This window comes from Streptomyces sp. XM83C (assembly GCF_023072675.1).
Lineage (GTDB): Bacteria > Actinomycetota > Actinomycetes > Streptomycetales > Streptomycetaceae > Streptomyces > Streptomyces thermocoprophilus.
Genome location: NZ_JALLGL010000046.1, coordinates 16,130 through 28,329, shown reverse-complemented (window position 1 = coordinate 28,329; position 12,200 = coordinate 16,130). Strand labels below are relative to the sequence as shown.

11 protein-coding genes and 2 pseudogenes are annotated in these 12,200 nt (G+C 75.1%); 5 read left to right on the top strand and 8 right to left on the bottom strand.

All coding sequences use genetic code 11. The features are described 5' to 3' along the window. From MTQ10_RS08300 to MTQ10_RS08290, 3 genes and pseudogenes are all read left to right on the top strand, one after another. Positions 1-226 (top strand): annotated as a pseudogene (locus tag MTQ10_RS08300) (glucose-6-phosphate isomerase); the annotation flags it as partial. A gap of 2 nt (positions 227-228) precedes the next feature. Beyond that, the gene (gnd, locus tag MTQ10_RS08295; RefSeq protein WP_247463966.1) at positions 229-1,107 is read left to right on the top strand and encodes a phosphogluconate dehydrogenase (NAD(+)-dependent, decarboxylating); all 879 of its coding nucleotides are present in this window, start codon (positions 229-231) and stop codon (positions 1,105-1,107) included. Between the two features lie 189 nt (positions 1,108-1,296). Next, positions 1,297-2,526, top strand: a complete 1,230-nt coding sequence (locus MTQ10_RS08290) for a serine hydrolase domain-containing protein (RefSeq protein WP_247463963.1) — start codon at positions 1,297-1,299, stop codon at positions 2,524-2,526. 77 nt (positions 2,527-2,603) lie between these two features. Here the strand turns inward: MTQ10_RS08290 and ribA are convergent, their stop codons facing one another. After that, the gene (gene ribA, locus MTQ10_RS08285; RefSeq protein ID WP_247463959.1) at positions 2,604-3,278 is read right to left on the bottom strand and encodes a GTP cyclohydrolase II; all 675 of its coding nucleotides are present in this window, start codon (positions 3,276-3,278) and stop codon (positions 2,604-2,606) included. A gap of 45 nt (positions 3,279-3,323) precedes the next feature. On the opposite strand from ribA, the gene MTQ10_RS08280 reads away from it, so the two are divergent. Further along, positions 3,324-4,097: a creatininase family protein gene (locus MTQ10_RS08280; RefSeq protein WP_308404551.1), complete on the top strand. Its 774-nt coding sequence runs from the start codon at positions 3,324-3,326 to the stop codon at positions 4,095-4,097. Between the two features lie 188 nt (positions 4,098-4,285). Here the strand turns inward: MTQ10_RS08280 and MTQ10_RS08275 are convergent. From MTQ10_RS08275 to MTQ10_RS08255, 5 genes and pseudogenes are all read right to left on the bottom strand, one after another. Beyond that, positions 4,286-5,386, bottom strand: a pseudogene (locus MTQ10_RS08275) (lysylphosphatidylglycerol synthase transmembrane domain-containing protein); the annotation flags it as partial. Next, positions 5,383-6,399, bottom strand: coding sequence for a hypothetical protein (locus MTQ10_RS08270; protein WP_247463953.1), 1,017 nt, complete (start codon positions 6,397-6,399; stop codon positions 5,383-5,385). The gene MTQ10_RS08270 and the pseudogene MTQ10_RS08275, both read right to left, overlap by 4 nt. Continuing rightward, a complete protein-coding gene (locus MTQ10_RS08265; RefSeq protein ID WP_374117582.1) occupies positions 6,396-7,568 on the bottom strand; it encodes a glycosyltransferase family 4 protein in 1,173 nt (390 codons plus the stop codon). Before MTQ10_RS08265 ends, MTQ10_RS08270 begins: the two co-directional genes overlap by 4 nt. A gap of 11 nt (positions 7,569-7,579) precedes the next feature. Further along, positions 7,580-7,978: a 6-pyruvoyl trahydropterin synthase family protein gene (locus tag MTQ10_RS08260; protein WP_247463948.1), complete on the bottom strand. Its 399-nt coding sequence runs from the start codon at positions 7,976-7,978 to the stop codon at positions 7,580-7,582. 137 nt (positions 7,979-8,115) lie between these two features. Continuing rightward, positions 8,116-9,117: a zinc-dependent alcohol dehydrogenase gene (locus MTQ10_RS08255; protein ID WP_247463946.1), complete on the bottom strand. Its 1,002-nt coding sequence runs from the start codon at positions 9,115-9,117 to the stop codon at positions 8,116-8,118. Positions 9,118-9,249: 132 nt separating this feature from the next. Between MTQ10_RS08255 and MTQ10_RS08250 the strand changes: the two genes are divergently transcribed. Further along, positions 9,250-10,116 carry a CDP-alcohol phosphatidyltransferase family protein gene (locus tag MTQ10_RS08250; protein ID WP_247463943.1) on the top strand — a complete coding sequence of 289 codons (867 nt, stop codon included), beginning with the start codon at positions 9,250-9,252 and terminating at the stop codon, positions 10,114-10,116. Between the two features lie 144 nt (positions 10,117-10,260). Here MTQ10_RS08250 and MTQ10_RS08245 read toward each other — a convergent pair whose 3' ends face one another. Together MTQ10_RS08245 and MTQ10_RS31450 are read right to left on the bottom strand one after the other, a co-directional pair. Continuing rightward, complete coding sequence (locus MTQ10_RS08245) at positions 10,261-10,947, bottom strand: response regulator (RefSeq protein ID WP_247463941.1); 687 nt, start codon at positions 10,945-10,947, stop codon at positions 10,261-10,263. Continuing rightward, complete coding sequence (locus tag MTQ10_RS31450) at positions 10,944-12,191, bottom strand: sensor histidine kinase (RefSeq protein ID WP_247463938.1); 1,248 nt, start codon at positions 12,189-12,191, stop codon at positions 10,944-10,946. The genes MTQ10_RS08245 and MTQ10_RS31450 overlap by 4 nt, the downstream gene beginning before the upstream one ends. Positions 12,192-12,200: the final 9 nt, after the last annotated feature.

Here is a 12,200-nt window from a genome sequence, read left to right as displayed (position 1 = left end):
GACCCCGTCGGTGCTCGGCCAGCTCGTCGCGCTGTACGAGCACAAGGTGTTCGTGCAGGGCGCCGTGTGGAACATCGACTCCTTCGACCAGTGGGGCGTCGAACTCGGCAAGGTCCTCGCCAAGCGCATCGAACCCGCCCTCACGGAAGGCGCCGACGTTCCCGGCCTCGACGCCTCCACCGCCGCTCTCGTCGCGGCCTACCGCGACCTCAAGGAAGTGAAGTAACCATGCAGATCGGTCTTGTTGGTCTCGGCAAGATGGGCGGCAACATGCGCGAGCGTCTGCGCAACGCCGGCCACGAGGTGGTCGGGTACGACACCGACCCCGAGCGCTCCGACGTGAAGAACCTGGTGGAGCTGGCCGACCGGCTCGCCGCGCCGCGCGCCGTGTGGGTGATGGTCCCCGCCGGCCGGGTCACGCAGAGCGTCATCGACCAGCTCAGCGGCATCCTCAAGCCGGGCGACGTCGTCATCGACGGCGGCAACTCCCGCTGGACGGACGACGAGAAGCACGCCGAGGAACTCGGCAAGCGCGGCATCGCCTTCATCGACGCGGGCGTCTCCGGCGGCGTGTGGGGCCTGGAGAACGGTTACGCGCTGATGGTCGGCGGTGACAAGGAGCACGTCGACCGGCTGAAGCCGATCTTCGAGGCGCTCAAGCCCGAGGGCCCGTACGGCTTCGTCCACGCGGGCAGGGTCGGCGCCGGCCACTTCGCGAAGATGGTCCACAACGGCATCGAGTACGCGATGATGCAGGCCTACGCCGAGGGCTGGGAGCTGCTGGAGAAGGTCCCGTCCGTGGAGAGCGTGCGCGAGGTGTTCCGCTCCTGGCAGGAGGGCACCGTCATCCGCTCCTGGCTGCTGGACCTCGCCGTGAACGCCCTCGACGAGGACGAGCACCTGGAGAAGCTGCGCGGCTACGCCGAGGACTCCGGCGAGGGCCGGTGGACCGTCGAGGCGGCCATCGACAACGCCGTGCCGCTGCCGGCGATCACCGCGTCGCTGTTCGCGCGGTTCGCGTCCCGGCAGGACGACTCGCCGCAGATGAAGATGATCGCGGCGCTGCGGAACCAGTTCGGCGGGCACGCGGTCGAGAAGAAGGACTGAGCGGACCGGACCCCTCACGGGCCCGCCGCACCGGATGCCCGGTGCGGCGGGCCCGTCGTCCGTGCGGGACGGCATGGCGCGCGGGACGGAGAGGAATCGCGCCCGTGTTCCCGTACGGCGGTGAGATCACGGGGGCGGCCGGGCGGGTATGCGGGTACGCGGCACGACCGATGTGAGGCGAGGAGAACGATGGCAGTGCTGCGACAAGAGGTCGACCCGGCCGAGGCCGGCCTGGACGCGAAGGCCCTGGACCGACTGGACCGGTCGCTGGCGCGCCGTGTCGACGAGGGTGCCCTGCCGGGGTTCCTGGTGTCGGTGGCGCGCGGCGGCCGGGTCGCCCACCTCACCGCGCACGGGCTGCGGGACGTCGCGGCGGGGGCGCCCGTCGCGCCGGACACGCTGTGGCGGGTGTACTCCATGACCAAGCCGGTGACGGCCGTCGCCGCGCTGCTGCTGGTGGAGGAGGGCCGGCTGTCGCTGGACGACCCGGTCGCCCGGCATCTGCCGGCGTTCGCGGAACCGCGCGTGTATGTGGGCGGCTCGGGCACGGACGTCGTCACGCGGCCCGCCGCCGGGCCGATCCTCGTACGCCATCTGATGACCCACACCGCCGGTCTGACCTTCGCGTTCTACCGCACCCATCCGGTCGACGCGCTCTACCGCGACGCCGGGCTGGAGTCGTCGGTGCCGGCCGGAGCGGACCTCGCCGAGACGATCGAGGTGTACGCGCGGCTGCCGCTGCAGTTCGACCCCGGCACCCAGTGGAACTACTCCGTCGCCTCCAATGTGCTGGGCCGGATCATCGAGGTGGTGTCCGGGCAGCCGCTCGACGTGTTCTTCGCGGAGCGGATCCTCGGCCCGCTCGGCATGAGCGACACCGGCTTCCACATCACGGAGGAGCAGGCGGGCCGGCTGGCCGAACTGTACGGCGACACCGACGGCGGCGGCATCGTCCCGATACCCGGGCTGCCCCTGCACGGCCGGCCGCGGTTCCTGTCCGGCAGCGGCGGACTCGTGTCGAGCGCGCCCGACTGGCACCGCTTCATGGAGTTCCTGCGCCGACGCGGCGAACTGGACGGTGTCCGGCTGCTCTCCCCCGCCGCCGTGGACCTGATGACCCGCAACCATCTGCCGGGCGGGGCCGATCTGCGGGCCTTCGGCAGCCGGCCCGCCCACGACGAACCCGGCAACGACGGCGTCGGCTTCGGCCTCGGAGTCTCCGTGGTGACCGACCCGGCCCGCACCCTGGCCCCGCAGGGGCTCGGCAGCTTCGGGTGGAGCGGTGTCGCCACCACGACCTTCTGGGTCGACCCGGGCCGGGATCTGACGGTTCAGTTCCTCACCCAGGTCCGGCCCCGCCGGTCGCTGAGGATCTTCCCCGAGCTGAAACGGCTCGTGCACGAGGCGGTCACGGGCTGACGGGGGCGGGGGCCGACGATCGAGGGTCCCCGATCGGCCGTCGCCGACCGGCGTTCCGCGGCGCCCCGCCCTCCCCGTCACCCGCCGATCTGGCCCACGGCGTCCAGGTGGGGCAGGTGGTGATCCATGCGTTCGCGCTTGGTCCGCAGGTAGGTGATGTTGGACTCGCACGGCGGGATCAGCAGCGGCACCTGCTCGCTCACCTGCACCCCGTGCCGGACGAGAGCCTCACGCTTGCGCGGGTTGTTCGACATCAGCCGCACCGACCGCACGCCGAGGTCGCGCAGGATGCCCGCGGCGGCGGCGTAGTCGCGGGCGTCGACGGGCAGACCCAGCGCCAGGTTGGCCTCGACGGTGTCCAGGCCCTCCGCCTGGAGTGCCATCGCGCGCAGCTTGGCGAGCAGGCCGATGCCGCGCCCCTCGTGCCCGCGCAGATAGACGACGATGCCGCTGCCCTCGCTGACCACCGCGCGCAGGGCGGCCTCCAGCTGGTCGCCGCACTCGCAGTGCCGGGAGCCGAACGCGTCGCCGGTCAGGCATTCCGAGTGCAGCCGCACCAGGACGTCGTCGGTGCCGATCTCGCCGTACACCAGGGCCACTTGTTCGTCGCCGCGGTCGTGGTCGAGGTAGCCGACCGCCTTGAACTGGCCGTACACCGTGGGCAGCGGGGCGGTCACGACGTGTTCCACGCCGGTGCGCGGGGCGGGCTGGGCGCTGACGAGGCCGAGGGGGGCGGTGCTGTTCTCTGTCATGATCTGGTTCCTAAGCTTCGGGCGACGACGAAAGGCCGGGGGACGATGGACGGTTCGGACAAGGGCACGGCGGCGGCACACATGCTGGTGCCGGCGGACACCGCACAGGATGTACGTCAGCGGGCGGCGGGCGTCTCAGCACAGGTCGCCGTCCTTCCGGTGGGCAGCTACGAGCAGCACGGGCCGTATCTTCCGCTGGCCACCGACACGCTCGTCGCCTGTGCCATCGCCCGGGAGATCGCGGCAGCGCACCCGGTGCACCTCCTTCCTCCGGTGACGGTCTCCTGCTCGCACGAGCACGCGGCCTGGCCGGGGACCGTCAGCATCTCCTCCGTCACCCTGCACGCCGTGGTGCGGGACATCGCGGACTCCCTGCGCCGCTCCGGCGTCGAGGCGCTGGTGGTGGTCAACGGGCACGGCGGCAACTACGTCCTGGGCAACGTCGTGCAGGAGGCGTCGGCGCGGGGCGAGAAGCTCGCGCTGTTCCCGTCCGCCGAGGACTGGGAGGAGGCCCGCGGGCGGGCCGGGGTGGTCACGTCGCTGCTCAGCGACATGCACGCGGGGGAGATCGAGACGTCGATCCTGCTGCACACTCATCCGCACGTTGTCCGCCCTGGGTACGAGTCCGCCGATCATCTGGCGGACGACCGCCGTCATCTGCTCACCGCCGGCATGTCCGCCTACACCGACTCGGGGGTCATCGGCCGTCCTTCCCTGGGGTCCGCCGACAAGGGGAAGGCGCTGCTGGCGAGCCTCGCCGAGGCGTTCGGAGCGACCCTCGCGCTGCTGACCGGCGACGACGGGCCGGGGGCGGCCTGACGCACTTCCGGGTCGCGGGCGGCCCGACGCACCTCCGGGTCGCGGGCGGCCCGACGCACCTCCGGGCCGGGGGCGGCCTGCGCCCCCGACGCGGCGGGGGCGCCGGTGGCCCGGACGCGGCGCAGGTCGCCCCACCAGCGGGCGGCGAGGACGCACGCGCCCGGCAGGGCCGCCGCGAAGCACAGCACGCCGTACACGACGGCGGTGGCGAGGCCGGTGCCGGCGCCGAGGCCGGCCGCGCCGAACGCCCACGCGGTGACGCCCTCGCGGGGCCCGAACCCGCCGACGTTCAGCGGCAGTCCCATCGCGAGCAGGGCGAGCACCGCGAGCGGCAGCAGGGCGGTCAGGGGTGCGTCGGAGCCGGCGACGCGGGCCGCGACGACGAACGTCGCCAGGTGCCCGGCCAGCACGACGAGGGACGCGGCGGCGACACCGGGCCCGTTGCGCCGCGACAGCAGCCCCTCCCGTGCCTCCGCCAGCGCCGACCGCCATGCCCGTGCCCGCCGTGACGGTGCGCCGTCCGGGGCGCGGTGCGGGGGGCGGTTCAGCCGCAGCGCCAGTACGACGGCGAGCACGCCGGCCGCGGCCAGCGCGGCGAGCGGGACGACGCGGCGTACGTCGTCGCGTACCGGGGAGTCCACGACGAGCAGGACGCCCGCGCCGACGACGGCCAGCGCGAGCTGTCCCGCCGTACGCTCCAGCACGACCGCGCGCACGCCGCGGCCGAGGTCGCCGGCGCTGCGTCCGTGCCGGACGGCCCGGTGCACGTCGCCGACGACGCCGCCGGGCAGGGCCGCGTTGAGGAACAGGGCCCGGTAGTAGTCGGCGACGGCCGCGCCCAGCGGCAGCCGGATGCGCAGTGCGCGGGCGACGAGCGTCCACCGCCAGGCGCAGGCGGCGGTGGTGGCCGCGCCGAGGGCGACGGCGGCGAGCAGGGCGGGCGCGTCGATGCGCCGCAGCCCGTCCAGGAAGGCGCCGCTGCCCATCCGCCACACCAGCACGCCGAGGATGGCGAGCCCGGCGACGGTGCCGAGGTGCTTGCGCGGCCCGGACGCGGGCCCGGCGGGGGCGTGGCCGCCGGCCTCGGGTACGCGGGCGGCCGGCGGGGCCTGCGGTGCGGGCCGCTCCCCCGCCGGAGGCGAGGGCCGCGGCCCCGTCGAGGGCGCCCGCCCCGCGTGGACGCGCCCGGTGCCCGCCTGCCGTGCCGCCGGCGTGGTGTCCGCCGTCGGACGGCGAGCCGCCCGCGCTCTCGGGACGCGCACCGCCGGGGCCGCCGACGCCGGGGTCATGCGGTGCCTCCCGCCGGCCGGGACAGGGCGAGCAGGTCGCTGTGGTGCACGGTGACGTGCAGGTCGCCGGTGGCCAGCTCGGCGAGGCGGGCCGACAGGTACTTCCGTGCCCGCTCGGCGAGTTCGGGCCGCTGCTCGACGGCGGCGGCGACCCAGCCGCGCAGCCACTGCGCGGTCAGCTCGGCGCAGTCGGGGCCGAGCCGCCACGGGCTGGGGCGGACGTGGACGGTGGCGCCGTGCGCGGAGAACGCGTCGCAGGCGGCGTTGACGGCGTCGGGGCCGAGGAGGCCGCCGCGGCGCTGGTGGTCGTTGAAGGCGGCGGTGAGGTCGGCGTCCAGCGGGTCGGGGGTGCCGAACTCGACGCGTCCGGCGACCGACAGGGTGAGCAGGGCGGGGCAACCGGCGCCGGCGCAGGCCGCGGCGAGCGTGTCGATCTCCTCGCGGGTGAGGACGTCCAGCAGCGCGGAGGCGGTGACCAGGCCGGCGCCGGTCAGCGCGTCCGGGGTGAGCCGGGCGACGTCGCCGCGGCGGGTCTCCACGGTGACGCGGCTGCCGTCGGCGGCGGCGCGCGGGGAGGCGACCGCGGCGAAGTGCAGCAGGTAGGGGTCGCGGTCGTGCAGCACCCAGTGCTGGGCGCCGTCGAGGCGGGGCGCGAGCCAGCGGCCCATGGAGCCGGTGCCGCAGCCCAGGTCGTGCACGACGAGTCCGCCGGGGCGGCCGGGCAGGTTGGCCAGCCGTATGCGCAGCGGGTCCAGCAGGTCGGCGGCGCGGGCGGCGGCGTCGGCGCTCTCCCGCAGCTCCAGCCACTCGGGCGCGTACCGGGGCGGCTCCTCCGCCCCTGCGGCGCCTTCACGGAGCCGTACGGTGGGCCGCTCCCCCGGCCGCAGCGCGGGCCCGGCGCCGGGGACGACCGCGTCCTCGTCCGGTCGCGCGGGCGGTCGGCCGGCGCGTCCCGGGCCGGGCTGGGAGGGGATCGTCGCGGCCCCCTGGGCGTGGGTCGTCGGCTTGGTCATGCCGCCCTCCTCGGTTCGTCGCCGGGGAGCCGGCCGAGGACGGCTGCCAGGCTCTGTGCGGTGGTGGCCCAGCCGGCCAGGGCGGCGCGCCGGGCGCGGGCGGCGGCCTTGAGGCGGCGCCGTACGTCGGCCTCGCCGAACCAGCCGCGCAGTTCGGCGGCGAGGGCGGCGGGGTCCTCCGGCGGGACGAGGATGCCGGGCACGCCGCCGTCGGGGGCGCGGCCGACGGCCTCGGGCAGGCCGCCGACGTCGGTGGCGAGGACGGGGATGCCGCGGGCGAGGGCCTCGGTGACGGCCATGCCGTAGGTCTCGGCGTAGGAGGCGAGGACCATCAGGTCGGCGGTGGCCCAGGTGGCGTCGAGGTCGGCGCCGGTGCGGGGTCCGGCGAGTTCGACGCGGTCGTTCAGGCCGTGGGAGGCGATGAGGCGGCGCAGTCCGGCGACGTAGTCGGGGTCGTGGTCGAGTCCGCCGACGCACACGCAGGTCCACGGCAGGTCGGTGACGGTGGCGAGGGCTTCCACCAGGCGGTGCTGGCCCTTGCGGGGGGTGACGGCGGCGACGCACAGCAGGCGGGAGACGCCGTCGGTGCCGGGGGCGAGGGGTGCGATGTCGGCGCCGGGGGCGGCGACGTGCACCCGGTCGGGGGCGAGGCCGTGGTGGGAGACGAGACGGCGTACGGCCCAGTCGCTGGTGGCGATCACGGCGGGTACGGCCCGCAGCACGTCGCGTTCGCGGGCGTCGAGGTCGGCGGCGATGTGCGGGGCGAGGCCGGTCTCGTCGCCGAGCGGCAGATGCACCAGGACGGCGAGCCGCAGCCGGGCCGTCTCCGGGACGATGATCTCGGGTACGCCGCAGGCGACGAGGCCGTCGAGGAGGACGGCCGTCCCGTCGGGCAGTTCCCGCAGGACGCGCGCGAGTTCGCGGCGTGCCTGCTCGTCGGGGCGGGGCCAGGCCCCGTCGACGAGGTGCCGGCGGACCTGCCAGCCGAAGCCGGGCAGGTCGAGGCAGATACGGCGGTCGTAGGCGTTGCCGCCGCTGGGGGCGGCCGGGTCGGCGACGCCGCCCGGCATGACGAAGTGGACCTGCCGCAGGGCCATGGGGACGACCTCCGTGTGGGCGGGGGCCTGCTGCTGCGCCGGGATGTGGCCGAGTCGCGCGGGCGACGCCACTGCCGCGCCGCTCACAGCGCACGCTCGTAACTCGCCCACGCGATGTGCGACTCGTGGAGCGTGACGGAGATCTGCGCGATGCCCTTGGCGTTCTCGCCGAGGGCGCCCTTGTGGATGCGTTCGGCGAGCCGGTCGGCGATGACCTTGGCGAGGAACTCGGTGGAGGTGTTCACGCCGGCGAAGTCGGGCTCGTTGTCGAGGTTGCGGTAGTTCAACTCGCCGACGACGGCCCCGAGTTCACGGGTGGCCAGCCCGATGTCGACGACGATGTCGTCGTCGTCCAGCTGTTCGCGCCGGAACGTGGCGTCCACCAGGAACGTCGCTCCGTGCAGTCTCTGCGCGGGTCCGAAGACCTCGCCGCGGAAGCTGTGGGCGATCATGATGTGATCGCGGACGGTGACACTGAACAACGGACGACCCTCCAGATGCGGTGCGTCGGCCCCCGGCCGGCGGTGGCCGGGGCTGCCGTGTAGTACGGCTGACCGCTTCCCCGTGTTCAGCCCGTTCTCACTCTTTTCTCAGGTCAGGCGCCGCCTGTTCGCCGAGGTCAGGCGCTGCTGCCGGTGGGCGTGGGGTCGGGGTAGCGGATGCGGTGGCACAGGGCGGGCAGTTCGCCGGAGGCCAGCAGCGGCATCACGTCGGGCAGCTCGTCGAAGGGGGACTCGCCGGTGACGAGTGTGTCGAAGACGGGGTCGGCGAGCAGGTCGAGGGCGAGGGCGAGCCGGTCGGCGTAGGAGCGGACGGCGGCGCGGGCCGGGGAGACGGTGCCGACCTGGCTGCCGCGGACGGTGAGCCGGCGGGAGTGGAAGGCCTCGCCGAGGGGTACGGCGACCTGCCGGTCGCCGTACCAGCTGAGTTCGAGGACGGTGCCCTCGGTGCGCAGCAGTTCCAGGGAGCGGGTGAGTCCGGCCTGGGTGGCGCTGGCGTGCACGACGAGGTCGCAGTCGCCTCGGGCGTCCCCGGGGGTGGCGTACTCGACGCCGAGCGCGTCGGCGGTCTTCGCCCGGGCCGGGTCGGGGTCGACGAGCTGGACGCGGACACCGGGGAAGCGGGCGGCGAGCGCGGCGACGGAGCATCCGACCATGCCGCCGCCGACGACGGCGATGCGGTCGCCGACCAGCGGCGGGGCGTCCCACAGGGCGTTCACGGCGGTCTCGACGGTGCCGGCGAGCACGGCCCGTGCGGCGGGCACCCGCTCGGGTACGGCGGTGAGGGCGCTGACGGGGGCGACGTACCGGGTCTGGTGGGGGTAGAGGCAGAACACGGTCCGTCCGACGAGGTCCGCGGGGCCTTCCTCGACGACGCCGACGTTGAGGTAGCCGTACTTCACGGGGGCGGGGAAGTCGCCCTCCTGGAAGGGGGCGCGCATCGCGGCGTGCTGGCTCTCGGGGACGCCGCCGCGGAAGACCAGCGTCTCCGTGCCGCGGCTCACCCCCGAGTACAGGGTGCGCACCAGGGCCTCGCCGTCGGCGGGGGCGTCGAGGACGGTGTCGCGGATCTCGCCGCGACCTGCGGAACGCAGCCAGAACGCACGTGCGGTGCGGGTCATCGGTTTCCTCCTGGCGATTTTGGCCGAGCGTCCGCGTGAACGGTCGGGATGCCGTTCACGTACGGAGATGTGCACAGGCCGCGCACAGTACGCGGCGTTGATCGACTCTGTCACTCGGCCGGAGGGTGTGCGGTGGCCCTGAACAACCTTGTCCCCGTGAGAACCGTTCAGCAGGAGCCCGCTGTGGGAGCGGGCGTGCAGCTGGCGCTGCTCGGCCTGCTCGGCACGGCGATCGGCATGGGAACAGCGGGCTGGCTGACCGGCCTGGCGTTCGCGCTGGCGGGCTGGTTCACGCTGTCGCGGGCCCTGCACCGCTCCGGTCTGGACACCTTCGGCCCCGCCAACCGGGTCACCCTCGGCCGTGCCACGCTGGTCGGCGGGGTGACGGCGCTGGTCGCGGACTCCTTCGAGAGTTCGCCGCCGGTGACGCTGCTGGTCGGGCTGACGGTCGTGGCGCTGCTGCTGGACGGTGTGGACGGCAAGGTGGCCCGCCGCACCGGCACGTCGAGCGCGCTGGGCGCCCGCTTCGACATGGAGGTGGACGCGTTCCTGATCCTGGTGCTCAGCGTGTACGTGTCCGTGCGGCTCGGCCCGTGGGTGCTGCTGATCGGCGGCATGCGCTACGGGTTCGTCGCCGCGGCCCGCGTCTGCCCGTGGCTGAACGCCCCGCTGCCGCCGAGCACGGCCCGCAAGACGGTGGCGGCGATGCAGGGTGTGCTGTTGCTGCTGGCCAGCTCGCAGCTGCTGCCGCTCGCGGCGGACGCGGCGGTGACGCTGCTGTCCCTGGCCCTGCTGTCCTGGTCCTTCGGCCGTGACATCCGCTGGCTGTACCGGAACCGCCCGACGCCGGCGCCGCTGAGGCAGGAGGCCCCGCAGGTGGCGGCCCCGCAGGTGGAGGCTCCGCGGGTGGAGGCTCCGCAGGTGGCGGCCCCGCAGGTGGCGGCCCCGCAGGAGGCGGGCCCCCGCACCCGCCAGGAGCCGGCGCTGGCGGCCCGCTGACGGGCCGCTGACGGCAGGCGCGGGCCGGCCCGTGTGGCGGGCGGTCGTGCCTCGGGGCGGTGGGGAGTCCCTGTGCTCGCGCGAAGCCGATCCCTCGGCGACCCGGCAGCCGCGACCCCCACGACACCGGCCGGTGGCGCCGCCTCAGGCCTGGACCAGTCCCGCCCGGAAGGCGAGGATCACGGCGTGGACCCGGTCGCGGGCGCCTATCTTGACGAAGATCCGGCCGACGTGGCTCTTCACGGTGGACTCGGCGAGGTGGAGGCGTGCGGAGATCTCCGCGTTGGTGAGCCCTTCGCCGATCGCGACGAGGATCTCCCGTTCGCGGTCGGTGAGCCGTCCGATCCCGGCGTGTTCCTCCCCCGACAGCGGGACCGGCCCGAACCTCCCGGACGCGAAGCGCCGCAGCAGGCGCCGGGTGGCGCTGGGCGCGATCACCGCGTCGCCGGCGGCGACCGCGCGGATCGCGGACAGCAGGTCGCCGGGCGGGGCGTCCTTGGTGAGGAAGCCGCTGGCGCCGGCCTCGATGCCGTCCAGGACGTACTCGTCGAGGTCGAACGTGGTCAGCAGCAGCACATGGGGGCGCCGGCCGCCGTTGTGACGGTCCGTCATGATCCGGCGGGTGGCGGCGATGCCGTCGAGATGGGGCATGCGGACGTCCATGAGTACGACGTCGGGGCCGAGTTCGCGGGTGAGCCGCACGGCCTCACCGCCGTCGCCGGCCTCCCCCGCCACGTCCAGATCCGGCTGGCCGGCGAGGAACATCGCCGTTCCCATCCGCTGGAGGGGCTGGTCGTCCGCGATCAGTACGCGGATGGCTGTGTCCGTCATGGGGTCGTCGTCCTCCGGTTCTCCGTCTCCGTGTGGCGTGCGGGCTTCGGCGGGAGCGTGTCGGGGTCGTCGGCGGGGATGCGCGCCCTGACCCGCCAGCCGGTGCCGGCGGGCCCGGCCTCGAACGTGCCGCCGTACGCCTCGACCCGTTCCCGCATTCCGGGCAGCCCGTGTCCGCCCGGACGTGCGGCGGCGGGGGGCGGTGCCGCTCCGGTGTCGGTGACGGTGACGGTCACGGCGTCCGGTCCGCGTTCCACGGCGACGCGGGCGCGGGCGGCGGGGCCCGCGTGGCGCAGCACGTTGGTCAGGGACTCCTGGACGACGCGGTAGACGGCGAGCTGGCGGCCGGCGCCGAGGGTGTCGAGGTCGCCGGAGCGGCGCAGCACGACGTCGAGTCCCGCGTCCCGTACGGCGTCGAGCAGGGCGGGCAGGTCGTCGATGCGGGGCTGGGGGCTCAGGGGTGCGCCGTCGGCTCCGGCGTCCTCGCGCAGCACCTTCAGCACGCGCCGTACCTCCCGGGCGGAGGTGCGGCTGACCTCACCGATGGCGTCGAAGGCGCGTACGGCGTCGTCCGGGGAGCCGGGGGCGGCGACGGAGCCGCCGGCGGCGAGCGCGGTGATGACGGAGAGGTTGTGGCCGATGACGTCGTGGATCTCCCGGGCGATGCGGGTGCGTTCGGTGACGGCGGCCGTCCGCGCGATCTCGGCCTGTTCGGCGGCGACGCGGCTGCGGTTGCCGCGCACGAGCAGCGCGGTCAGTGCGGCGGCGCCGGCTGTCGCGGTCACGGCGACGACGAGGAGCAGGCGTTCGCGGGGGGTGGTCCCCGCCTCGCCGGGCGGCGCGGCGAGGGCGGCGGCGGCCAGGACGACGACGGCGCCGGCGGCGGCCCGCGTCACGCGGGGCCGGCTGTCGCGCAGGACGGCACCGAACAGGGTCACCCACACCGCGAGGTACGTCCACGGGGGCGCGCCGGGCAGGAGGAGGGCGCCGGCGGTGGTGGCGGCGGTGGCCGCGGTGGTGACGAGCAGGGCGGCGAAGGGGTGCCGCCGCCGCAGGGCGACGGCGGCGAGGACGACGGCGAGCGCCGCCCGGCCGGGGAGGCCGGACGGCGGGCCCGCGAGGAGGGACACGGCGGCGACGAGCACCGTCAGGCCCAGGTCCCGCACCAGGGGGTGGCGCCGGTCGAAGGCGGTGAGCCGGTGGACCGGGTCGTTCGTCGCCGTGTCCGGCACACGGATGCGCACGCGGGTGCC